A 21,683-nucleotide genomic window follows, 5' to 3' on the forward strand; every position below is an offset into this window, starting at 1 on the left:
CCGATTCGAATGTGGAATCCGGGGCACCGAATGTTGAATTCGCTTGCCTGAGTGTGTAGTTCGCTTGCCCGAACGTGAGACTCGCGGTCAGTGGGTGGGTTTGGGGGTTGGGGCGGGCAGGGATTGGGTGGTGGCTGGGCGGGTGGTGGGGTATTCGGCGGGGCAGTGGGTGTTCGGGGCCGGGGTGCGCAGGGTGAGCAGGTAGCGCTCGATGTGGTTCCGGATGCAGCCGCTCTGGTAGTACTGCCCGTGACCGATTCCGTCGTATTCGAGCAGCACGGAATCGTCGATCTGGTCGGCCACCGCCAGGTTCCACCGGTACGGGGTGGCCACGTCGTAGCGGGCCTTGGCGATCAGGATCGGCGGCCCGTCGTCGATCGACAGCCGGTGCTGCGGGTTGTTCACCTTCGCCGGCCAGCCGAGGCACGAGGTGACGTCGGTCCAGAACGGCGACAGCTTGGTGTGCGGCGCCAGCCGGGCCGCCCGGTCCCGGTAGGTCCGCAGTTCCGCGGCGCCGCTCACCCGCCATTTCCAGTCCTCGCACCAGATTCCCTGGTACGAGTTCTGGCCGAGTTCGTCCGCGGCGGCCGGTTGGGCCGGGGTGGCCGCGGCGGTTCCCGCGAGCGCGGCGAGCCGGTCGCCGAGCCCGAACCACCGGGTCGCCGGGCGGTACATCGCACCCATCAGTTCGGAACGCAGGGCCTCCGTGTCGAGCGGTTTGCCGGTGGCCGGATCGGTCAGCTTGCCCGCCTCGGCCTTGGCGAGCAGATCGTCCCAGACCGCGCGGACATCGCGGCCGTGCAGCGCGCACCCGGCGGTCCGCGCGCACCAGTCGGCGAACTCGCCGAACGAGCCCTCCAGATCCTCGCTCGTGGTCTCGATGTAGCGCGACCCCGAACGCAGGCTGTGGTCCATGTTCGAGTCGATCGTCATCGCGCGCACCCGGTCGCCGAACAGTTCGGCGTACTGCTGACCGACCTGCGTGCCGTAGGACGCGCCGTAGAAGCTCAGCTTTCGCTCGCCGAGGGCGTTCCGGATCGCGTCCAGGTCGCGGACCGCGCTGGTCGTGTCGATGTGGTCGAACACCGGCCCGGTGTGCTTGCGGCAGTCCGCGCCCAGTTCGGCGTTGAACGCGAGCAGTTCGCGATATTCCTTGTCACCGGACGGAAACGGGCGCTGGGCCCGGGCGAGCAGATCGGCACTGCACCGCACCTCGTTGCTGCGGGACACCCCGCGCTGATCCCAGCTCACGATGTCGAACCGTTTGCGCAGAGCGTCACCGATCGGGAACCCCGGGTTGAGGATGTAGCTGTCGATCCCGGAACCGCCCGGTCCGCCGGGCGCCACGAACAACACCCCGATCCGGTGCCACGGCTCGGTCGCCGGAAGCCGGCCGATGGTCAGGTCGAACTTCGCTCCGCCCGGATCGGCCCAGTCCACCGGGACCGGGATGGTGGTGCACTGCCCCGCCGACTGCGGGGCGCATGGCCGCCACCGGAGCCCGGCGCCGGCTGGCTCCGCGCTCGCCGTGAACCCGGCCGCCGCGACTGGTAACAGGATCAGCGCGGCCAGGGCCGCGCGGACCGAGAAACGCTTGAGCACAAGTCCTCCCAGCATGCTCATTCACGCAGACGAAAGTGACCTTAGCGGGGCGCGACAGAACTCCGACATACCGAAGCCCACCCGGGTTTGCGCGCACGCAACGGGGGTACGCTGAATTCGACGCGTACCAGGAGGGAGGCCGTGCGACGTGGTGGCCGAGGTCGCGACGTTCGAGCATCCGGCCCTGTTCTACCGGGACCAGGACGAATACCTGGCGGGCACTGTCCCTTTTGTCCGCTCGGCGCTGCGTGCCGGGGAACCGGTCGCGGTCGCGGTGCCGAGCGAGAACCTGGCGGCCATCACCGCGGCGCTGGGGGAGGAGGCGTCCGCGGTCCGGCTGATCGACATGACCCGCGCGGGCCGCAATCCCGGCCGGATCATCCCGGGGGTGCTGCGAGCCTTCGCCGACGCGCATGACGGGCCGGTGCGGATCATCGGCGAGCCGATCTGGCCCGGCCGGTCCGTGGTCGAGTACCCCGCGTGCGCGCAGCACGAGGCCCTGATCAACCACGCCTTCGCGGGCCGGGCAGCCACCATCCTGTGCCCCTACGACGCCAAGGCGCTCGACGGCGAGATCCTGGCGGACGCCGCCGCCACGCATCCCGTGCTCGTCGACGCCACGGGCCGGCGGCCGAGCCCGGCCTTCGCCCCCGACGCCGTGGTCGCCACCTACAACGAACCTCTGGCGCCACCGGAATCCTCGGCCGTCTTCCCGTTCACGGTCACCGAACTCCAAGCCGCACGCCACTTCCTGACCGACCGCGCGGGGCGGCTGGGCCTCACCGGCGACCGGCTCGACGATCTCGCGCTGGCCGTGGCCGAGTTGTGCGCCAACAGCGTCGTGCACGGCCAAGGGCAGGGTGTGCTGCGCGTGTGGTCCGCGGACGGATACGTCGTGAGCGAGGTCGCCGACCGGGGTTTCCTCGCCGATCCGCTCGCCGGCCGGTTGCCCGCCGCGCCGGATCAGCTCGGTGGCCGGGGCCTGCTGATGGTCAACGAGCTCGTCGACCTGGTTCGCGTGCACGCGCATCCCGGCGGCACGATCATCCGGGTCTACTTGCGGTGCTGACCGGGCACGTGCTTGCCCAGGAACGAGATCACACTCGGGACCACGGTCCGGTTGAACGCGTCGCCGTGCTTGCCGCGTGCGGTGTGCGCGACCGCCGGGCGGGCGTCCGCGATGAACTTCCGGACCCCCTCGATGAAGCCGTCCTCGGTGCCGCACCAGACCCCGGTGGGAATGCCCCGGATCGCGTCCAGGTTCCGCAGCGGATCCATGGACGCCCAGTCGGCGGCGTCCCGGAACGCCCGCCGCTTGCTCATCTCGTGCCAGGAGGTCATCAGCGCGGGGGCGAGTGCCGCGATGGCGTTCAGCGGCTGCCTGCGTTCGGACCGGCGGCGGGCGTAGAGCAACGCGCCGAACCCGCCCATGGACAGCCCGGTGCAGGCGAACGGCAGCCCGTCGGGTCCGCCCAGGCCGCGCTCCCGCAGCCAGACGGGGACCTCTTCGAGCAGCATGGCCATCGGATCGTCGCCGGGGCGGTTCTGGTGCCAGTAATGGTCGCCGCCGTCGACGGCGACGAAACCGAACGCGGGCACCGCGCGCCGTGCGACCTCGCCGCTCAGCTGTTTGGCCAGGCCGGTCGGTGCGGATTTGCGGGCGTTGCCGTGCAGTCCGTGCAGCAACAGCGACATCGGCAGGCCCGGCTCCGGCTGCTTGCCCGGCAGGACGGTCAGCAGTTCGACTTCGCGCCCGCGGGCCGCGGACCACACCCGCTCGACCCGGGTGGCGCCGAGCTGGGTCGCCGGTGACGAGGAGGCCACGCCGAGTGCCCGCTGCACGGCCGGGCTGAACGGCAGGGAGTCGGTCGCCGTCGCCACGGCGAACCCGGCGAGCCCCAGGCCGGAAGCGCCGGCGATCAGCACCGACCGGCGGCTGGGCAGCCCGCGCCGCCGCGGCCGCGCGGGCCCCTCGTCCCCACTGTCCCCGGTGTCCACTTGTCCTCCGTCCCCGTTGCCCCCTAGGTCAGACGTCGCGAACACCGTTCGCGTTGCCTCGACGCCCGACCTATTCGACCATTCATCGCAGGTGGGGACCCATGCGTTTCGCGATTCAGGCCACCGGAACCGGTTCGTCCGCGCACACCGTGCCCGGTTCGGGCAGGATCCGGTCCACCAGGTAGCGGGTTTCCACGGCCGTGGCGCACGCGCTCCGGCGCATCGCCGAGTGCCCCTCGCCGTCGAACACCAGCAGCCGGGCGCGGTCGAAGGTGCGGGACAACGTGATGGCGTCACCGAACGGAGTGTCCGGATCACCGGTGGTGCCGGTGACCAGGATCGGCGGTGCGGACGGCGCGTTCCACGGCCCGGCGTAACGGCTGCGCCGCTCGATCGGCCACTGGACGCAGGCGGGAGCGTGCGCGTGGTCGTAACTCGGCGGGCCGTAGGCGAGCGCCGGGCCGAGCAGCGGCGCGCTCGCGGCTTCCGCGTGCAGCCTCGCGCGCAGGACGCCGAGGTCCTCGGGGAAGCGGCGCTCGGAACATTCGATCGCGGTGTTCGCGTTCAGGAAGTCCGGCATCCCGGTGGCGATCGGGGCGACCAGCGAACCCGTGCGGTTCCTGGCCGCGTCGGCGAGCGCGGCGCCGAGGGCGACCCAGCCGGATTTGCCGCTGTTGAGCCGGAACACGACCTGCAGGGCCAGGGTGGCGCCGTTCGCGATCACCTGCCCGTTCGCGTCCCGCACCGGGTTGGCGTCGAGATCTCGTTGCAGGGAAACGAATGCCGCGGCGGGATTGCCGTCACCGAACGAGCAGAGCCCCGGCGTTTTGACGCACCAGCCGAAGAACCGCATCAGGGCGGAATCGGCGGCGCGGAACTGCGGCGCGTCGTAGTCGTAGGGCCGATTGGTGTAGTGCTGCGGATCGTAGGCCCCGTCGAGCGAGAGGACGCGCACGTTCTTGCCGAACAGGTTCGCGTACACCGTGCCCAGGAAGGTGCCGTAGGAGATCCCGAGGTAGCTGAGCTTGGCGTCCCCGACCGCGGCGCGCAGCACGTCGAGGTCCCGGGCGAAGTTCTCGGCGCCGACGAACGGGAGCAGCGCGCCGGAACGTTCGGCGCAGGCCCGGTCGAGCGCCGCGGCCTGCTCGACCGCGCGCTCGAACCCGCCTTCGGCCGGACGCCCGGTCGCGCGCGTCCAGGCGGCGCTGTACTCCTCCGGCGTCTGGCAGCGCAGCGGCGAACTGCCGCCGACACCGCGCGGATCGAAGCTCACGATGTCGAACCGCGTGCGGAGTTCGGCCGGTCCGGTGGTGCCGTAGCTGCGCACCATGTTCCTGGTGGTGCCGCCCGGTCCGCCCGGATTGACGAACAGCGAGCCGATCCGCTGCCCGGGATCGGCGGCCGGTTTGCGGTACACCGCGAGCGCGATCGTGCGTCCGGCGGGATCCCGGTAGTCCAGCGGGACGGTGGCCGTGGCGCACTGCACGCCGTCACCGCAGTCCGTCCACTCCAGAACGGGCACGCGCACCCCGGGCACCCCGCCGGGGGCGGGCTGGTCCGCGGCGGCCGGGCCCGCGGTCGCCACCGAAACCGCCGTCACCAGGGCGGTCAGGACCGCCACGACTTTCTTCACAACCGGCCCCCAGCTCAGGCTCGTCGACTCGATCGCCATGGAACCAGGAGATCGAGCGGGAGTCCACAGAGGAACCGCCGGATGCAGTCAGCCGGGTTGGTCCTGCCGCAGCCACGCCTCGGCACCCGCCCGGACCGATCGTTCGGCCGATTCGGGGGCGTCGCCGAGACCGATGGCCAGGCTGGTGCCCAGCGGCTGGAACACCTGCGCCACGCCGTGCCCCTCCGCGCCGAAGTAGCCGGCGATCTCGAGCGTCACGAAGCCGTGCACGCCGCTCCACAGCTGGGCCGCGGCGGCGAACGGGTCCCCGACGTGGAACCGGCCCGCCTCGAACGCCCGCCCGGCGGCTCGCGTGAGGTACTCGAAGGCCTCCTTGCCCGCGCCGAACCGCTTGGGGGCCTCGCCGGTGGTCAGGTCTTCGGCGGGCGCCCGGCGGCCACCGGGGGCGGTCAGGCCGAACATCACGCCGTACAGATGGGGATTGTCCAGGGCCGCCCGCCGGTAGGCCAGCGCGAGCCCGGCGAGGTCCGCGACCGGGTCCGCGGTCTCCGTCACCCGGGCGAGATTCGCGGCGAGCCGCCGGAAGCCTTCCTCGGCGACCGCGTCGATCACCTCGCGCATGCCGCCGAAGTGGGTGTACACGGCCATCGTCGAGGTGCCGACCTCGGCGGCCAGCTTGCGGGCCTGCAGGGCTTCCGGACCGCCCTCGCCGAGCAGCCGGACGGCCGCGTCGAGCAGGCGGGACTTGGGGTCTGAATCAGCCGATCGCGGGGTCACCCTTGCCATTGTTCCATAACCTTGTTATACAGGGGGCATAACCTTGTTATGAGAGGTGATCGGGATGGGAAACCAGTTCCTCGAAGACAACTTCGCACCGATCGAGCGGGAGCACACCGTCACCGAACTGCCGGTCACCGGTCGCATCCCGGAGCATCTGGACGGCCGCTACCTGCGCAACGGTCCCAATCCGATCGCCGAGCTCGATCCGGCGGTCTACCACTGGTTCACCGGCGACGGCATGGTGCACGGCGTCCGTATCCGCGACGGGCGCGCCGAGTGGTACCGCAACCGCTGGGTGCGCAATCCCCGGGTCGCGGCCGAACTGGGCGAGCACCGCGCGCGCGTCCGGCACCGCGCGGGCGGTGAGTCGGTGGCCGCCAACACGAACGTGATCGCGCACGCGGGCAAGACGCTGGCCCTGATCGAAGCCGGTCTGGCCAATGTCGAACTGACCGACGAACTGGACACCGTCGGACCGTGCGATTTCGACGGCACGCTGAGCGGCGGGTACACCGCGCATCCGAAGCGGGATCCGGAGACCGGGGAACTGCACGCCGTCTCGTACTCGTTCAGCCAGGGCAACCAGGTGCGGTACTCGGTGATCGACGTGCACGGGCGGGCCCGGCGCACGGTCGACGTCGAGGTGACCGGGAGCCCGATGATGCACGACTTCTCGCTGACCGAGAAGCACGTGGTGTTCTACGACCTGCCGGTCACCTTCGATCCCGCGCAGGCCGTCACCGGTACCGTGCCCGCGCTGCTGCGCCGCCCCGCGCAACTGGTGCTCTCCGCGCTGATCGGCCGGGTCCGGGTGCCCGATCCCATCACCGCGATGATCGCCCGCCGGAACCGGCCGAACGGGCCGATGCCCTACCGCTGGGATCCGAAGTACCCGGCGCGCGTCGGCGTGATGCCGCGCGACGGCGGCGCGGCGGACGTCCGGTGGTTCGAGGTCGAACCCTGTTACGTCTTCCACCCGCTCAACGCCTACGACGAGGGCGACACCGTGGTGCTCGACGTGGTGCGGCATCCGAAGATGTTCGCCACCAACTTCAACGGCCCGGACGAGGGCGGGCCGACGCTGGACCGGTGGACGGTCGACCTGAATGCCGGGAAGGTCCGCGAGGAGCGGCTCGACGACCGCGGGCAGGAGTTCCCGCGGGTGGACGAGCGGCTGGTCGGGAAGCGGCATCGCTACGGCTACGCGATGCAGGCCGCCACCGGCGCGATCGCGACCGACTCGCTGCTCAAGCACGATCTGGTCGCGGGCACCACCAGCGTCCGGTCGTTCGGGGCGGGGACGCAGACCGGTGAATTCGTGTTCGTGCCGAACTCCGGCGACGCCGCCGAGGACGACGGCGTGCTGATGGGCTTCGTGTTCGACGCGGCCACGCGGCGCAGCGATCTGACCCTGCTCGACGCCGGAACCCTGGAGACGGTCGCCGCCATCCACCTGCCCAACCGCGTCCCGCACGGCTTCCACGGAAACTGGGCGCCGACGGTATAGACTTCGTGAGTGGTCAGGGCGGGGTTCTGACCGGCCCAAACACTCACGACCCCGCCAAACGGCGCCCTTCGGGCTGCGCGGTGGCGGGGTTGCCCTTCGGCCGGTACGAGATCTCTCGGTAGTCGAGAGCCCGCAACTCGTCACCGAATCACGGGCGGCCAGGCGCCCCCCGAAAGTGCGCGCACTTTCGCATCCCACTTAGCCGACAAAGTGGGACGTCACCGAAGACGCCCGCCGAACGGCGCCGACCGCGGACCACCAGGTCACAAGTAGGTGACCGAATGAGGGACCGCTCTTACCGCCCTAACCACTCACGACCCAATCGTTCCCTCGGTGAGAGTGCGACAGAAGGTTGGTCAGATGAGCACTCGCTGGTCGCCGGAGTAGAGGTTCATGCTCTCGCCGCGCAGGAAGCCGACGAGGGTCATCCCGTGCTCCTCGGCCAGCTCCACCGCCAGCGAGGAGGGCGCGGAAACCGCGGCCAGCAGCGGGATCCCGGCCATCGCGGCCTTCTGCACGAGTTCGAAGGACGCCCGGCCGGAGACCAGCAAACCGTGTTCCCGCAACGGAACCCGGTTCTCCAGCAGGGCCCAGCCGAGCACCTTGTCCACCGCGTTGTGGCGGCCGATGTCCTCGCGGACGACCACGAGCGTGCCGTCCGCGGCGAACAGGGCGGCCGCGTGCAGCCCGCCGGTCGTGGCGAACACCCGCTGCCGGGCGCGCAGCGCGTCCGGCAGCCCGGCGAGGGCTTCGGGCGTCACCGCGAACTCCGAGCCCGCCGGATCGAACCGGGTTTTCAGCCGGACCGCGTCGAGCGCGGCCTTCCCGCAGACACCGCACGACGAGGTGGTGTAGAAGTTGCGCTCGACACCGGTTTCCGGTGCCGGGACGCCTTCGCCGAGCGCGATGTCGAGCACGTTGTAGGTATTGCGGCCGGTGTCGTCGACGCTGTCGCAGTAACGTGCGGTGGCGACGTCGGTGCGGTCGGCGACAACCCCCTCGGACAGCAGGAACCCGTGGGCCAGTTCGACGTCGTGGCCGGGGGTGCGCATGGTGACCGCGAGCGCCCGGCCGCCGACCCGGATCTCCAGCGGCTCCTCGGCGGCGAGCGCGTCCGGCCGCCGACGCTCGCCGTCCGGGGTCAGCATCCGCACCGGTCGCCGCACGGTGACTCGCCCCATCAGCAGTCCCTCCCGAACACTCGACACTTAGGTGGTGCGCCGAGGCGGTTCAAGTAATACATTGCACGTTCAACCAACCAGCGTACGGAGGCGTCATGGCCCTCGGCTTCCTGGACCGCTCCCACAGCGTCGCACCGGCGGGCTGGAGCCGCTGGCTGATTCCGCCCGCCGCGCTCTCGGTGCACCTGGCGATCGGCCAGGCGTACGCGTGGAGCGTGTTCAAACCGCCGCTGGAGAAGACGCTGGGCCTCACCGGCACGCAGAGCGCGCTGCCGTTCCAGCTCGGCATCGTGATGCTCGGCCTGTCCGCGGCGTTCGGCGGCACGCTGGTCGAGCGCAACGGGCCGCGGTGGGCGATGTTCGTCTCGATGACCTGCTTCTCCAGCGGTTTCCTGATCTCCGCGCTCGGCGTGGCCACCCGGCAGTACTGGCTGGTCGTGGTCGGCTACGGATTCGTCGGCGGGATCGGTCTCGGGATCGGGTACATCTCGCCGGTGTCGACGCTGATCAAATGGTTCCCGGACCGGCCGGGCATGGCCACCGGGATCGCGATCATGGGGTTCGGCGGCGGCGCGCTGATCGCGTCGCCGTGGTCGTCGCAGATGCTGGGCGCCGCCGCGAACTGGACGACCGGGGTGGTCGCCGTGGCGTTCGGAGTGCACGGCGTGGTCTACGCGGTGTTCATGTCGCTCGGCGTGTTCCTGGTGCGCGTGCCCCCGGACGGCTGGCGGCCCGCGGGCTGGACGCCGAAGACCGACAACGGCAACGCGATGATCACCACCGCCGACGTCTCGGCGGCCAACGCGATCAAGACGCCCCAGTTCTGGTGCCTGTGGGTCATCCTGTGCTTCAACGTGACGGCCGGGATCGGCATCCTGGAGAAGGCGTCGCCGATGATCACCGACTTCTTCAAGCAGACCTCGGTGCCGGTCGGCGCGGGCGCGGCGGCCGGGTTCGTCGCCCTGCTCTCGCTGACCAACATGCTCGGCCGGTTCGTCTGGTCGTCCACTTCGGACCTGGTGGGCCGCAGGAACATCTACCGGCTCTACCTCGGCGCGGGCGCGCTGCTGTACCTGGTGATCGCGCTGACCACGAACTCCTCGAAACTGCTGTTCGTGCTCTGCGCGCTGGTGATCCTTTCCTTCTACGGCGGCGGATTCGCCACGATCCCGGCGTACCTGAAGGACCTGTTCGGCACCTTCCAGGTCGGCGCGATCCACGGCCGCCTGCTCACCGCGTGGTCGACCGCGGGCGTCCTCGGCCCGCTGATCGTCAACGCGATCGCGGACGGGCAGAAGAGCGCGGGCAAGCAGGGGCCGGACCTGTACACGACGTCGTTCTACATCATGATCGGCCTGCTGGTGATCGGGTTCGTCGCCAACGAGCTGGTGCGGCCGGTCAACCCGAAGTTCCACGAACCGGCGGCCGGGGCCGCGGTGCGCGCGGAAGGGAAGGCGGCATGAGCGAACCGGCGAGGCGGACCTGGCTGATGGTCCTGGCGTGGCTGTGGGTGGGGCTGCCCTTCGCGTACGGGGTTTACGAACTGGTGCGGAAGGTGACCCAGCTGTTCGGCGGCTGATCAGCGTATTGCCAACCCCTTGGCGAACCGGAAAACTGTGCTGACCTTTGGCTGGGTGGAGGTTCGCTGTGTCGTTGCGATCGGCTTTGCGCGTGTTCACCGTCCCGCTGGTCGTGCTGGCGCTGGCCGCCCCGGCCGAGGCGGCGCCCGCTCCGCCACCGGCCCCGGGGCACGCGCATCGCGATCCCGGCAACGGCCCGGAGCGCGGCGCGGTCGCGGCGGCCGATCCGGCGCCGCGTGCCCTGGCCGTCGCCGCGGGCGAGAACCGGATCGAGGGCGACCACCAGGGCTACCCGCGCAAGACCCGGCTGCGCGTCTTCCCGGAGGAGCCGGGCGACAAGTCGATCAAGCTCGGGCTCACGCCGTACCACGCGATCGCCCCGAAGCTCAACGACCTGCAGGCACGCAGCAACCGGATTTCGGTGGAGGTGGCCGGGCAGTCGGCGCTGGGCCGCGACCTGTACCTGGTGACCGTCACCGCGCCCGAACGGCCCGGGGAGACCCGGCGGCAGGCGCGCTGGCGCGAGCTCATCGAGAACGATCCGGTGGCCGCGGCCCGGGACCGCGCGCTCGCGCGGGACTACAAGGCGCCGATCTGGATCAACGGCAACATCCATGGTGATGAATGGGAAGGCACCGACGGCATCCTGCGGACGATCGAGCGGCTCGCGACGGCCACCGATCCCGCGACGAAACGGCTGCTGGACCGCAGCCGGATCTACTTCACCGTCACCAACAACCCGGACGGCCGGGTGGCGGGCACGCGGGTGAACGCGGCGGGGTTCGATCTGAACCGCGACCAGACGATCTCCGCGCAGCCGGAATCCCGGATGACCCGGGACCTGGTGATCCGGACCCAGCCGCTGGTGATGCTGGACGAGCACGGTTACACCGGCACCACGCTGATCGAGCCCGCGACCGCGCCGCACGGGCAGAACTACGAATACGACCTGTACATCAAGCACGCCTACGCCAACGCGCTGGGCATGGAGAAGGCGATCGGCGAACTCGGGTACCCGGAGACCAGGCGCGCGGACATCCCGTTCCGCGATTTCGCGCCGGGCGACTGGGACGACTGGCCGCCGATCTTCACCCCGATGTACGCGATGTACCAGGGCGCCGTCGGGCACACCGTGGAGATCCCGTTGCGGGTCAACCGGTCGGAGTACGACACGCTGCCGGTGACCGAACTGCGGCGGCGTTCGGCGCTGAACACCGACGTGGTCGCGGCGACGATCCGGGCGGGCATCGGGTACGCGGAGGAGAACCGCGCGCGGTTGATCGCCGACCAGATCGAGCAGTTCCGGCGTGGCTGGGCGGGGGAGCCGCAGCGCGAGATTCCCGACGGGTACGTGCCCGGGTTCGGCCCCGAGGACCGGTATTCGGTGGAGTTCCCGCGCGCGTATGTCATTCCCTCCGGCGGCGGCCAGCGCTCGGCGACCGCGGCGGCGCGGCTGGTGGACAACCTGGTGGCCAACGACGTGCGGGTGGGCCGGGCGCAGCGGCCGTTCCGGCTCGGCGGCCGGGATTATCCGGCCGGTTCGTACCTGGTCGACATGCACCAGCCGAAGCGCGGCCTGGCCAACGTGATGCTCGCCGAGGGGCAGGACATCTCGGCGAAGGTGCCGCAGATGTACGACATCTCCGGCTGGAGCCACCGGCTGCTGTGGGGCGCGTCGGTGGACGTCGTGCGGGATGAGGCTCCGCGGGTGCGGACGACCCCGGTGGCGGTGGCCGCGCCGACCGGTGGGGTCGACGCGGCGCCCGGCCGGGACCTCGCGCTCGCGGTGACCGACGGGAAGGATGTCCAGGCGGTCAACGCGTTGCTGGGCCAGGGTTTACCGGTGCACCGGCAGAGCGACGGCACGGTGGTGGTGCCCGCGTCCGCCCGGGCGGCGGCGCTCGAGGTCGCCCAGCGGTTCGGCGTGCGGTTCACCCTGGCGCCCGAGGGCGAACGCGGTCCGCTGTTGCACCGGCCGGTCATCGCCGCGGCGGTCGCCGCGGACGAACTGTCGGTGTTGCGGGAACTGGGTTTCCAGGTGCGCCCGGTGTCCACTTCGGTCCTCAACGCCGGGTTCGACCTGAGCCGGGTCGACACCCTGTTCGTCTCTTCCGGACTGTCCTATCCGGACTTGAACGCGGCCGCGAAGCAGGCGGTGGAAGCGTTCCTGGCCCGCGGCGGCGTGGTGACGCGCGGCGCGACCGGTGCGGGTTTCAACGCCGCCACCGGGTTGCTCCCGGTGCGCCCGGTGATCGGCAACGAGAGCGCCAACGGCGTCGTCGAGGTGAGCAGCGGAACCGGTCCGGTCGGCTCGGGCGCTCCGGGGCATTCGTTCGTCTACTCGCCGCTGTGGTTCACCGATCTCGGCCCGAATGTCGCGGCCGAGCAGCGGTACGGGCGGCTGGTGGCCGGGCACTGGCTGCCGAATGCCGACGGCCAGGGCCCGGCTCAGGCGGCCGGAAACGCGGCAGTGGTTTCCGGGGTTTCCGGACGCGGTGCCCGCGCGGTCCTGTTCGGCACCGAGCCCCTGTTCCGCGCCCACCCGAAAGGCCTTTACGCCCAGGTCGCCCAGGCGGTTTTCTGGACCACCGCGCGTTAGGCCTACCTCAGGCGCGGAGCGTGGGTACGCCGCGCTACCAGCAAGTGAGAAGGCTTACGGTGCTGTCGCCACATGCCTCAATGAGGCTCAGGTTGCTGCCGTTTTGCTGGATCTCGGTGCCGGAGCGCGGCTTTTCCACGGGAAGTTCTTGCAAATCAAGAATGTGCATGGTTTTCCTCCCTGTTGTGGATCGTGAGAAGATCCGACCCCACGCTAGGGGCTCCGATTGCTGAACACCACCGCGAAAACCGGAAGTCATTCGCGCGTGAGGCCACACCACCGTGATGGACGAGCGCCTTGCGGACCCTGGGTCACAACGCCGCGGAATACCGGTCGCCCACGCGGCGCAGTGCGCAAGTGACCTCATTGTGCGTTTTATCTCTCGTTTTCATGCGTGCAATATTCAGGTAATCAATGTCACCGGGTGAGAAGGGTGAGCAGGGTGTCGCGGGCGGAGTCGACGTGGTCTTCGGCGGCCCGGGCGAGGCGGTCGAGATCTCCTTGGCGCAGCAGGGAAACCAACTCGCGGTGCTCGTCCACCACCCGTTCCCGGTAGTGCTCGTGCCCGCGGCGCACGCGGACTGATTGGAACAGGTGCACCTGCGAGCGCAGGGCGTACCAGGCGTCGACCAGCCGCTGGTTCCCCGCCGCCGCGTAGATCAGGTCGTGGAATTCCAGATCCAGTGCGAGCAGCCGGTTTCCGTCCGCACCGGAGTCCAATTCGGACGCGATCTTTTCGACGATCTCGTCCAGGCGCGCCAACTCCGCCGGACTCGCCTTTCCGGCGGCGGTGACCGCGGCCAGCCGGTCCAGGGCGGCGCGGACCGCGTACACCTCGCGCACGTCCGGTTCGGTGAGGTCGATGACCCGGGTGCCGCGGTGCCAGGCGGTGCGCACCAGTCCCTCGCGCTGCAACTCGGCGAGGCCCTCACGAACCGAACCGCGGCTCACGTCGAGCGAGGCCGCGAGTTCGACCTCGCGCAGCGCCGCGCCGGGCGAGAAGACCCCGGCGAAGATCGCGTCGCGGATCCGGTCGGCCGCCTCCTGCGCCAGCCCGCGGCGCTGGGCACGGCGAACACCCGAAGTCGTCATGTCCGAATGTTGACATTCTCAGGTTCGGTGGTCAAGGTGTAAGGCGAACCTCGGACAAGAAACGGAGCCGCCCATGAGCGCCACGCGCCCCGCGTTCCACCTGGCCATCCCGGTCGACGACCTGGCCGCCGCGCGCGATTTCTACGGCGGTGTGCTCGGGCTGCCGGAGGGGCGGTCGGACACCGCCTGGGTGGACTGGAACTTCCACGGCCACCAGGTGGTCACGCATGTCGTGCCGGGCGGGCGTGCCGAGGCCGGGCGCAATCCGGTCGACGGGCACGACGTGCCGGTGCCGCATTTCGGGCTGGTGCTGAGCATCGACGCCTTCCACGAACTGGCCGGCCGCCTGCGCGCGGCGGAGACGAAGTTCGTGATCGAGCCGTACCAGCGGTTCGCCGGGGAGCCGGGGGAGCAGTGGACCATGTTCCTGCGCGATCCCGCCGGGAACGCGTTGGAGTTCAAGGCGTTCCGGGACGAGTCGCGGCTGTTCGCCCGATGAGCCGCGGGGTGCTGGTCACCGGCGCCTCCCGGGGCATCGGCCGGGCGGTGGCGCTCGCCTTCGCGCGCGCCGGTGACCGGGTCGCGGTGCACTACGGATCGAGCCGGTCCGACGCGGCGGCCACCCTCGCGGCGCTGCCTGGCGAGGGCCATGCGCTGGTGACCGGGGATGTGACCGATCCTGTTGCGGCACAACGGATCGCCGACCACGCCGAGGAATCGCTCGGTGGCGTGGACGTGCTGGTGAACAACGCGGCCGCGGGCACCGCGCTGGACAACCGGCATGTCATCCCCGAGGTGTCCTATGCGGACTGGCAGCGGGCCTGGCGGGAGACCTTCGACGTGAACGTGTTCGGTGCGGCGAACGTGACCTACTGCGTGGCGCGCCACCTCATCGCCCGCGGCGCCGCCGGGCGGATCGTGAACATCGGGTCGCGCGGGGCGTTCCGGGGCGAACCCGACCATCCGGCCTACGGCGCGAGCAAGGCCGCCCTGCACGCGCTCGGCCAGTCCCTGGCGGTTTCCCTGGCGCCGCACGGGATCGCGGTCGCCAGCGTGGCACCGGGATTCACCGCGACCGACCGGGTGGCCGGCCGGTTGACCGGCGAATCCGGTGCGGCGTTGCGCGCGCAGAGCCCGTTCGGCCGGGTCGCCGAACCGGAGGAGGTCGCCGCGGCCGTGCTCTACCTGGCCTCGGCCGACGCGACCTGGGCCTCGGGTGCGATCCTCGACCTCAACGGCGCCTCGCATCTGCGGAGTTAGCCGCCTGCTCCGGCCAGTTGAACACGTAGTGGCCGCGTGCGCTGCGCAGCAGCAGGTCGATGTCGTCGCGCAGGGTTTCCAGCGCGGGGTAGAGATCGGGGGCGTGCCGGTAGGTCTCGCGCAGCGAGATCGCGGCGGCTTCGACCGCGCGGGCGGTCTTGGCATCCCCGGATTCGTGGATCTGCCGCGCCAGATCGACGACCTGAGCGAACAACGGCACGCGGCCGTCTACGGTGACGCTGTCGTCGTCATGCCCCATGTGATTCCCCGGTTCGAGTCCACCCGCCTTCGGACGGTGACTCTACTCGCGAGTAATGATCACCGGTAGTCCTTGTGTTTCACTCAAACGGCCCAGCCTTGGGGGGCACGGTGTCACGGACGAATGCCCGCCACGCTTCCACGCTGAAATCGAGGATTCCGCCCGCCCGATGCTTGGTATCGCGGACCAGGACGCGCCGACCCTGCCTACCCATCTCGACGCAGCTGCCGCCGTTCGGGCTGCGGCTGCTCTTGCGCCAGGCCGGGGAGTTCGCGGTCATCGGGCTCCTCTTTCGATGAGTAGAGGGCGACCGCCAAGGCGGCGATCAGCTTCCTCGATTGTTCCTCATCGAGCGAGATGGCCGCCAGCGCTTTGAGAATGCGCTGGTAGGCGGTGACTTCGCGGTCTTCCTCCAAGAACAGGCAGGAGGTTTCGCTGTCGAGGTAGACCAGCGGTCCCAGGTCGGCGAACTCGAGCAGGTTGAACGAACCGGCAGTGCCCGCGTGCGCGCCGCGGGCGGCCGGGATCACTCGGATCGAGATGTTCGGGCGAACCGACATGCGCAGGAGGTGGTGCAACTGCTCGGACATGACCTGTGCACCGCCCACGGCGAGCCGCAGCACGGATTCGTGGATGAGGAAGGTCAACCGTGGCGGATGTGGCCGGTTGAACAGTTCCTCCTGCCGTGCGAGGCGGGCGGCGACGCGATCGTCGATCTCGCCCGGCGGCAGGTTCGCGCCGCCCGCCATGAGCGCGCGGACGTAGCTCTCGGTCTGGAGCAGTCCGGGAACAATGATGGCCTGAAATTCGGTGATGCTCGCGGCCTGATCTTCGTGGCGGACGAGGGTGCGCACCTGTTTCGGCAGCCGGTCGCCGTACTGCTGGAGCCAGCCGGGGGTCCGCCGGTCCTCGCACAGTTCAAGCAATCGCTCGCGCTCCTCGCCCTTGGTCAGGCCGCAGATCGCGAGGATGCTTGCCACGTCTTCCGAGCGGGCCGGGCGTTTCCCGGCCAGCAGCATGGAAAGTCGGCCTTGGGGCCAGCCGAGGCAACGGGTGATGTCGCGACCGGTGAGACCTGCGCGCGCGATCACCGCGCGGATGCCCTCGCCGAGTTCGCGGCTGCGGATGGTGGGTTCGCGTTCGGCCATGGGGCGAAAGTAGACCGGGGGTGCGACGGTCTCGGGGCGGCGCGGGCGATTGTCGCCCGAAAAGGGCGGGTGGTACTCCGGTGAACCGCCCGGGGGGTACCGGAATGGGGAACTCGTGTGCGCGAACGTGCAATTCGCGTGCCTGAGTGTGCAACTCGCGTGCGGGAACGTGTAGCTCGTGAGGGCCGCGGTTCAGTTCGGGGCTTCGAGGCGGATGATGATCGATTTCGAGGTGGGGGTGTTCGAGGTTTCCGCCACCGAATCCAGCGGGACCAATCCGTTCGCCTCGGGGAAGTAGGCCGCCGCGCAGCCGCGGGCGGTCGGATAGGCCACGATGCGGAATCGGTGCACCCGCCGCTCGTCGCCGTTCCATTCCGAAACCAGATCGGCCAGTTCCCCGTCGGCGAAACCGAGGGACGCCAGATCGTCCGGATGCACGAACACCACGCGCCGCCCGTCCTCGATTCCGCGGTACCGGTCGGACAGCCCGTAGATCGTGGTGTTGTACTGATCGTGGCTGCGCAGCGTCTGCAACAGCAACCGCCCCGCCGGAACCTCCGGGAACTCCAGCTTGTTCGCCGAGAAGTTCGCCTTCCCGTTCTTCGTCCCGGCGAACTCGCGGGAATCGCGCGGCGCGTGCGGGAGCACGAACCCGTCCGGCTGCCGGACCCGCGCGTTGTAGTCGTCGCAACCGGGCACGACCCGGGCGATCCGCTCGCGGATCAGGTCGTAGTCCCGCTCGAAGTCGGCCCACGGCACGGCGCGGCCGGCGCCGAACAGGGCCCGCGCGAGGCGGCAGATGATCGCCACCTCGGAGAGCAGGTGCTCGCTCGCGGGCTTCAGCCGCCCGCGCGACGTGTGCACCGCGGACATCGAGTCCTCCACGGTGACGAACTGCTCGCCGCCACCCTGCACATCCCGTTCGGTGCGGCCGAGCGTGGGCAGGATCAGCGCGCTCTTCCCGTGCACCACGTGCGAGCGGTTGAGCTTCGTCGACACGTGCACGGTCAGTTCGCACGAGCGCAGCGCGTGCTCGGTCAGTTCGGAATCCGGGGTCGCGGCCGCGAAGTTGCCGCCCATCGCGAGGAACACCTTCGCCCGGCCGTCCCGCATCGCGCGGATCGAATCCACGGTGTCCCAGCCGTGCTTGCGCGGCACCGGGATCCCGAACTCGCTTTCCAACCGGCTCAGGAACTTCTCGGGCATCTTCTCCCAGATGCCCATGGTCCGGTCGCCCTGGACGTTCGAATGCCCGCGCACCGGGCACAGCCCCGCCCCGGGTTTGCCGATCATGCCGCGCAGCAGGGCGACGTTCGAGATCTCCTTGATCGTCGGCACCGCGTGCTTGTGCTGGGTCAGCCCCATCGCCCAGCAGTAGATCGTGCGCTCGGAGTCGGCGATCATCCGCGCGATCCGCACGATGTCCTCGCGCGGCAGCCCGGTCGCCGTGTCGACGGCGTGCCAGTCCAGCTCGCGCACCCGCTCGGCGTAGTCGGCGAACCCGTGCGTCGAGGACTCGATGAACTCCCGGTCCAGCACCGTTCCGGGCGCGGCCTCCTCCCAGGACAGCAGGAGGTGCCCGATCGCCTGGAAGAACGCGAGGTCCCCGCCGAGCCGGATCTGGGCGAACTCGTCGGCCAGCGGGGTGCCCTTCCCGACGACCCCGCGCACGTTCTGCGGGTTCTTGAACCGCATCAGCCCGGCCTCGGGCAGCGGGTTGACCGCGACGACCTTCGCCCCGTGCGCCTTGGCCTCCTCGAGCGCCGACAGCATCCGCGGGTGGTTGGTGCCGGGGTTCTGGCCGACCACCACGATCAGATCCGCGCGGTGGATGTCGGCCAGGCTCACCGAGCCCTTGCCGATACCGGTGGTCTCGGCCAGCGCCGCGCCGGAGGACTCGTGGCACATGTTCGAGCAGTCCGGCAGGTTGTTCGTGCCGAACGAGCGCACCAGCAACTGGTACAGGAACGCGGCCTCGTTGCTGGTGCGGCCCGAGGTGTAGAAGACCGCCTCGTCCGGCCCGGCCAGCCCGCGCAGCCGCTCGGCGATCAGTTCGAACGCCGCGTCCCACGAGATCGGCTCGTAGTGCGTGGCGCCCTCGCGCAGCACCACCGGTTCGGTGAGCCGTCCCTGCTGGCCGAGCCAGTAGTCGGTCTTCTCGGCGAGCGAGGAGATCGAGTGCTCGGCGAAGAACTCCGGCCCGACCCGGCGCTTGGTGGCCTCCTCGGCGACGGCCTTGGCGCCGTTCTCGCAGAACTCGGCGAGCTTGCGGTGCTCGCCGTCTTCCGCCCGGGGTTCCGGCCACGCGCAGCCGGGGCAGTCGAAGCCCTCGCGCTGGTTGAGCAGGCGCAGCGTCTTGACCGTGCGGCCGGTGCCCATCTGCTCCACGCCGCGGAACAGGGACACGGCCACCCCGGGTATCCCGGCGGCCCAGTCCTTCGGCTTGCCTACCTCGAGGCCGTTCTCGTCGATGTCATGCTTTGGCGCGTTGCGGGTCACGCCTTCCATCCTGCGCTTCGCTCGGCCGGGACGCGACCGCACCCCGGGACAGGCCGCGGTCGAACACCGTCACGGCCAGCAGCAGCACGCCGATCCCGGTGAGCGTCCAGGCGAGCCGGTGCAGCCCGGCCGAACTCGCGTGCGTGCCGAAGCACAGCGCGATCAGCGTGGACGAGACGATCGCGCCGAGGTACTGCGCGCTGCGGAACAGCCCGCTCGCGGTGCCCATCTGCTCGGCCGGCGCCTGGCCGTAGAGGGTCGTCTGGTTGGTCACGCTGGTCAGGCCCTGGGCCAGCCCGAAGATCGCGCCGAGACCGATCAGGACGCCGAGCCAGGTGCCGGTGTCCACGAACAGCAGCAGCACGGAACCGAGCGTCAGCGCCAGCGCGACGGTGATCAGCCGGGCCCGGATGCCGGTGGCGCGGCCGGACACCGCCGCCGCGAGCACCGCGACCGCCGACATCGGCAGCAGCAGCGCGCCCGCCCCGGATTCGGACAGCCCGCGGGCCGATTCCAGCCACTGCACGTACCCGAACATGATCGAGTAGACGATCACGAACGACAGCGCCTGCCGCAGGTAGGTGCGCAGCAGCGGGGCGTTCCCGGCGAGCATCCGCAGGTCGATGAACGGCCGGGCGGCGCGCAGTTCGTTCCACGCGAACGCCCCGGCCAGCACCACCGCGATGCCGAGCAGGTACAGGTCGCCGACGTCCGGCTCCATCAGGAACAGCAGCAGCGCCAGCAGGCACAGCGCGAACAGCGCGATGCCGAGCACGTCGATCGAGGCGCGGCGGCCCGCCGCCGGGGCGTCCCGCGGAACCCAGAGCAGCGCGAACGCGCAGGAGAACCCGGCGAGCGGGATGTTCACCGCGAAGATCGCGGGCCACCCCGCCAGCCCGATCAGCGCGCCGCCCAGCGTCGGGCCGACCACCATGATCGTCTGCGCGGAGATCGACAGCAGGGACAGCACGCGGGCGGGCACGCCCTGCCCGGTCTCTTCGGCGCGGCGGCGCAGGACGGCCATCGCGGCCGGGAACCCGGCGCAGGTGCCGATGCCGAGGACCACCCGGACGCCGATCAGCCAGTCCAGGGAGATCGGGAACAATCCGGCGATTCCGGCGGCCATCACGATCAGCGCGCCGGTGAGCAGGACGCGCCGCGCGCCGAACCGGTCGACGAAGAGCCCGACCACGGGCTGGCCGACGGCGGTGGCGAGGTAGAGGGCGGAGACGAGCCACGCGGTGTGCGCCGGGCCCGCGCCGAAGGTCTGGCCGATGGGGATCAGCGCGACCGCGATGAGCGTGGAGTTGATCGGGTTGAGGACGGCGCTGGCGATCAGCGGGGTGATCAGCCGGGCGTGGAATGTCGTAGCCGTGGTTACTCCTCGAGTTGGGCGAGGCGGCGCAGCAGGGGCACCGCGGCGGCCAGGGTTTCGCGTTCGGCGGGGGAGAGTTCGGCGGCCAGCCCGTGTGCCAGCCACTCCTCCCGGTGCTGGTGCACCCCGCGCACGGTCTTGCGGCCGAGGTCGGAAAGCGACACCAGGACCCGCCTCCCGTCCTCGGTGTCCCTGGTCCGCTCGAGCAGGCCGAGCCCGTCCAGGGCGGTGAGGGTGGCCGCCATCGACTGCTGCCGGACGTGCTCGGCGGCGGCCAGTTCGGCCTGGGTCCGCGGGCCCTCCCGGTCCAGGCGGCTGATCACCGCCTGCTGCGACGGGGTGAGCACCCCGGCGTTGTCCACCTGCCGCAGGCGGCGGTGCAGCGCGCCGAGCGAACCCCGCAGCTCTCCGGCTAGCTGGGCCACCTGATTGGGAACGCGGGTCATATACACAGCCTAGACTGTTTAGCTTGCCCTGTGCAGTTCGGTCGGCTCGGCGGTCCGGTCGTATGCTGTGGCGGTGCTGATCGCCGAGGACCTGTTGCTCCTGCTGGTCGACCAAGAGACCGGCAAGTTCGTGACCAAGAGACCACTCGACGGGGTCCTGGCGGGCGCGCTGCTGTTCGAGCTGGCCGGAGCGCACCGGCTGGAGCTGTCCGGCGACGAGGGCAGGCTGTTCGTCCAGGACGCCGCGGACACCGGCGACACGATCCTGGACGAGGCATTGGAACGGCTGGTCGACGCCGAGGGCGCGCGGCCGGAGGACGCGCTCGGCGAACTCGCGCCGGGGCTGCGCCGGCGCTTGCTGGACGGGCTCGCCGCCCGGGGCGTGCTCACCGAGGAGGCCGGGGCGACGCTCGGCGTGTTCACCACGACCCGGTGGCAGGTGGGCGATCCCGGCCACGTCGCCGCGCTGCGCGGGCAGGTGCACGAGGTCCTGGTCGAGGGCGAGGACCCGGACGAGCGCACCGCCGCCCTGATCGCGCTGCTGGCCACGATCGACGTGCTGCACAAGGTGGTCGAGGCGCCCGACCGTTCGCTACTGGCCATGCGCGCGGCGCACGTCGCCGAGGACGCCTGGCACGCCGACGCGGTCGAGGCGGCCATCGCGAAGGGCACCGACTCCGTGTTCGGCGCGTCGATCGTGGACGGCGGCCTGGCGCTGCCCTAG

The 21,683-nt window shown here is 70.5% G+C and carries 21 protein-coding genes; 8 read left to right on the forward strand and 13 right to left on the reverse strand.

Features of this window, described 5'->3' with window-relative positions:
- Nucleotides 1-87 precede the first annotated feature (87 nt).
- Nucleotides 88-1,623, reverse strand: coding sequence for an alpha/beta hydrolase (locus tag FXO23_RS03530; RefSeq protein ID WP_158880665.1), 1,536 nt, complete (start codon nucleotides 1,621-1,623; stop codon nucleotides 88-90).
- Between the two features lie 127 nt (nucleotides 1,624-1,750).
- Here FXO23_RS03530 and FXO23_RS03535 point away from each other — a divergent pair, with 127 nt between their 5' ends.
- Nucleotides 1,751-2,671: a sensor histidine kinase gene (locus tag FXO23_RS03535; protein WP_218951885.1), complete on the forward strand. Its 921-nt coding sequence runs from the start codon at nucleotides 1,751-1,753 to the stop codon at nucleotides 2,669-2,671.
- On the opposite strand, the gene FXO23_RS03540 is transcribed toward FXO23_RS03535, so the two are convergent.
- The 3 genes from FXO23_RS03540 to FXO23_RS03550 form a co-directional block, all read right to left on the reverse strand.
- A complete protein-coding gene (locus tag FXO23_RS03540; protein WP_158880667.1) occupies nucleotides 2,656-3,600 on the reverse strand; it encodes an alpha/beta hydrolase in 945 nt (314 codons plus the stop codon). The two genes, FXO23_RS03535 and FXO23_RS03540, sit on opposite strands and share 16 nt — an antisense overlap.
- A gap of 115 nt (nucleotides 3,601-3,715) precedes the next feature.
- Entirely contained in the window at nucleotides 3,716-5,272 is a 1,557-nt protein-coding gene (locus FXO23_RS03545) for an alpha/beta fold hydrolase (RefSeq protein WP_158880669.1), read from the reverse strand.
- Between the two features lie 48 nt (nucleotides 5,273-5,320).
- Entirely contained in the window at nucleotides 5,321-6,010 is a 690-nt protein-coding gene (locus FXO23_RS03550; protein ID WP_158880671.1) for a TetR/AcrR family transcriptional regulator, read from the reverse strand.
- A gap of 64 nt (nucleotides 6,011-6,074) precedes the next feature.
- On the opposite strand from FXO23_RS03550, the gene FXO23_RS03555 reads away from it, so the two are divergent.
- Nucleotides 6,075-7,520, forward strand: coding sequence for a carotenoid oxygenase family protein (locus tag FXO23_RS03555; protein ID WP_158880673.1), 1,446 nt, complete (start codon nucleotides 6,075-6,077; stop codon nucleotides 7,518-7,520).
- Nucleotides 7,521-7,876: 356 nt separating this feature from the next.
- Here the strand turns inward: FXO23_RS03555 and fdhD are convergent, their stop codons facing one another.
- Nucleotides 7,877-8,701: a formate dehydrogenase accessory sulfurtransferase FdhD gene (fdhD, locus tag FXO23_RS03560; protein ID WP_158880675.1), complete on the reverse strand. Its 825-nt coding sequence runs from the start codon at nucleotides 8,699-8,701 to the stop codon at nucleotides 7,877-7,879.
- Nucleotides 8,702-8,796: 95 nt separating this feature from the next.
- On the opposite strand from fdhD, the gene FXO23_RS03565 reads away from it, so the two are divergent.
- The 3 genes from FXO23_RS03565 to FXO23_RS03570 all read left to right on the forward strand — a co-directional run bounded on the left by FXO23_RS03565 (nucleotide 8,797) and on the right by FXO23_RS03570 (nucleotide 12,880).
- Complete coding sequence (locus FXO23_RS03565) at nucleotides 8,797-10,164, forward strand: OFA family MFS transporter (protein WP_158880677.1); 1,368 nt, start codon at nucleotides 8,797-8,799, stop codon at nucleotides 10,162-10,164.
- Nucleotides 10,161-10,280 (forward strand): MFS transporter small subunit, encoded by a 120-nt coding sequence (locus FXO23_RS52640; protein WP_425484834.1) that lies wholly within the window; start codon nucleotides 10,161-10,163, stop codon nucleotides 10,278-10,280. The genes FXO23_RS03565 and FXO23_RS52640 overlap by 4 nt, the downstream gene beginning before the upstream one ends.
- Nucleotides 10,281-10,348: 68 nt before the next feature.
- Nucleotides 10,349-12,880 carry a M14 family zinc carboxypeptidase gene (locus FXO23_RS03570; RefSeq protein ID WP_246256872.1) on the forward strand — a complete coding sequence of 844 codons (2,532 nt, stop codon included), beginning with the start codon at nucleotides 10,349-10,351 and terminating at the stop codon, nucleotides 12,878-12,880.
- Nucleotides 12,881-12,914: 34 nt separating this feature from the next.
- On the opposite strand, the gene FXO23_RS03575 is transcribed toward FXO23_RS03570, so the two are convergent.
- Both FXO23_RS03575 and FXO23_RS03580 read right to left on the reverse strand, forming a co-directional pair.
- A complete protein-coding gene (locus FXO23_RS03575) occupies nucleotides 12,915-13,049 on the reverse strand; it encodes a SapB/AmfS family lanthipeptide (protein ID WP_158880681.1) in 135 nt (44 codons plus the stop codon).
- Nucleotides 13,050-13,297: 248 nt separating this feature from the next.
- Nucleotides 13,298-13,972, reverse strand: a complete 675-nt coding sequence (locus FXO23_RS03580; RefSeq protein ID WP_158880683.1) for a GntR family transcriptional regulator — start codon at nucleotides 13,970-13,972, stop codon at nucleotides 13,298-13,300.
- 73 nt (nucleotides 13,973-14,045) lie between these two features.
- On the opposite strand from FXO23_RS03580, the gene FXO23_RS03585 reads away from it, so the two are divergent.
- Both FXO23_RS03585 and FXO23_RS03590 read left to right on the forward strand, forming a co-directional pair.
- Nucleotides 14,046-14,471 (forward strand): VOC family protein, encoded by a 426-nt coding sequence (locus tag FXO23_RS03585; RefSeq protein ID WP_158880685.1) that lies wholly within the window; start codon nucleotides 14,046-14,048, stop codon nucleotides 14,469-14,471.
- A complete protein-coding gene (locus tag FXO23_RS03590) occupies nucleotides 14,468-15,232 on the forward strand; it encodes an SDR family NAD(P)-dependent oxidoreductase (RefSeq protein ID WP_158880687.1) in 765 nt (254 codons plus the stop codon). Before FXO23_RS03585 ends, FXO23_RS03590 begins: the two co-directional genes overlap by 4 nt.
- On the opposite strand, the gene FXO23_RS03595 is transcribed toward FXO23_RS03590, so the two are convergent.
- The 6 genes from FXO23_RS03595 to FXO23_RS03620 all read right to left on the reverse strand — a co-directional run bounded on the left by FXO23_RS03595 (nucleotide 15,204) and on the right by FXO23_RS03620 (nucleotide 20,959).
- A complete protein-coding gene (locus FXO23_RS03595) occupies nucleotides 15,204-15,491 on the reverse strand; it encodes a hypothetical protein (RefSeq protein WP_158880689.1) in 288 nt (95 codons plus the stop codon). The genes FXO23_RS03590 and FXO23_RS03595 overlap by 29 nt on opposite strands.
- A 79-nt stretch (nucleotides 15,492-15,570) precedes the next feature.
- Nucleotides 15,571-15,771 carry a DUF397 domain-containing protein gene (locus tag FXO23_RS03600; protein WP_158880691.1) on the reverse strand — a complete coding sequence of 67 codons (201 nt, stop codon included), beginning with the start codon at nucleotides 15,769-15,771 and terminating at the stop codon, nucleotides 15,571-15,573.
- Nucleotides 15,698-16,639, reverse strand: coding sequence for a DUF5753 domain-containing protein (locus FXO23_RS03605; protein ID WP_179956670.1), 942 nt, complete (start codon nucleotides 16,637-16,639; stop codon nucleotides 15,698-15,700). The genes FXO23_RS03600 and FXO23_RS03605 overlap by 74 nt, the downstream gene beginning before the upstream one ends.
- 192 nt (nucleotides 16,640-16,831) lie before the next feature.
- A complete protein-coding gene (locus tag FXO23_RS03610) occupies nucleotides 16,832-19,138 on the reverse strand; it encodes an FdhF/YdeP family oxidoreductase (protein WP_158880693.1) in 2,307 nt (768 codons plus the stop codon).
- On the reverse strand, nucleotides 19,113-20,474 hold the full coding sequence (locus tag FXO23_RS03615) for an MFS transporter (protein WP_158880904.1): 1,362 nt from the start codon (nucleotides 20,472-20,474) through the stop codon (nucleotides 19,113-19,115). Before FXO23_RS03615 ends, FXO23_RS03610 begins: the two co-directional genes overlap by 26 nt.
- Nucleotides 20,475-20,515: 41 nt before the next feature.
- Nucleotides 20,516-20,959 carry a MarR family winged helix-turn-helix transcriptional regulator gene (locus FXO23_RS03620; protein WP_158880695.1) on the reverse strand — a complete coding sequence of 148 codons (444 nt, stop codon included), beginning with the start codon at nucleotides 20,957-20,959 and terminating at the stop codon, nucleotides 20,516-20,518.
- A 73-nt stretch (nucleotides 20,960-21,032) separates the two neighbouring features.
- Between FXO23_RS03620 and FXO23_RS03625 the strand changes: the two genes are divergently transcribed.
- Nucleotides 21,033-21,683, forward strand: a complete 651-nt coding sequence (locus FXO23_RS03625) for a GOLPH3/VPS74 family protein (protein ID WP_158880697.1) — start codon at nucleotides 21,033-21,035, stop codon at nucleotides 21,681-21,683.

This window comes from Amycolatopsis anabasis, assembly GCF_009765355.1.
Classification (GTDB): Bacteria; Actinomycetota; Actinomycetes; order Mycobacteriales; family Pseudonocardiaceae; genus Amycolatopsis; species Amycolatopsis anabasis.

Excerpts from the sequence above, each read along its gene's own strand:
- FXO23_RS03545 (WP_158880669.1), bottom strand. The coding sequence starts at position 5,272 with ATGGCGATCGAGTCGACGAGCCTGAGCTGGGGGCCGGTTGTGAAGAAA.
- FXO23_RS03530 (WP_158880665.1), bottom strand. The coding sequence starts at position 1,623 with ATGAGCATGCTGGGAGGACTTGTGCTCAAGCGTTTCTCGGTCCGCGCG.
- FXO23_RS03605 (WP_179956670.1), bottom strand. The coding sequence starts at position 16,639 with ATGGCCGAACGCGAACCCACCATCCGCAGCCGCGAACTCGGCGAGGGC.
- FXO23_RS03600 (WP_158880691.1), bottom strand. The coding sequence starts at position 15,771 with ATGACCGCGAACTCCCCGGCCTGGCGCAAGAGCAGCCGCAGCCCGAAC.
- fdhD (WP_158880675.1), bottom strand. The coding sequence starts at position 8,701 with ATGGGGCGAGTCACCGTGCGGCGACCGGTGCGGATGCTGACCCCGGAC.
- FXO23_RS03590 (WP_158880687.1), top strand. The coding sequence starts at position 14,468 with ATGAGCCGCGGGGTGCTGGTCACCGGCGCCTCCCGGGGCATCGGCCGG.
- FXO23_RS03595 (WP_158880689.1), bottom strand. The coding sequence starts at position 15,491 with ATGGGGCATGACGACGACAGCGTCACCGTAGACGGCCGCGTGCCGTTG.
- FXO23_RS03580 (WP_158880683.1), bottom strand. The coding sequence starts at position 13,972 with ATGACGACTTCGGGTGTTCGCCGTGCCCAGCGCCGCGGGCTGGCGCAG.
- FXO23_RS03555 (WP_158880673.1), top strand. The coding sequence starts at position 6,075 with ATGGGAAACCAGTTCCTCGAAGACAACTTCGCACCGATCGAGCGGGAG.
- FXO23_RS03565 (WP_158880677.1), top strand. The coding sequence starts at position 8,797 with ATGGCCCTCGGCTTCCTGGACCGCTCCCACAGCGTCGCACCGGCGGGC.
- FXO23_RS03585 (WP_158880685.1), top strand. The coding sequence starts at position 14,046 with ATGAGCGCCACGCGCCCCGCGTTCCACCTGGCCATCCCGGTCGACGAC.
- FXO23_RS03575 (WP_158880681.1), bottom strand. The coding sequence starts at position 13,049 with ATGCACATTCTTGATTTGCAAGAACTTCCCGTGGAAAAGCCGCGCTCC.
- FXO23_RS52640 (WP_425484834.1), top strand. The coding sequence starts at position 10,161 with ATGAGCGAACCGGCGAGGCGGACCTGGCTGATGGTCCTGGCGTGGCTG.
- FXO23_RS03620 (WP_158880695.1), bottom strand. The coding sequence starts at position 20,959 with ATGACCCGCGTTCCCAATCAGGTGGCCCAGCTAGCCGGAGAGCTGCGG.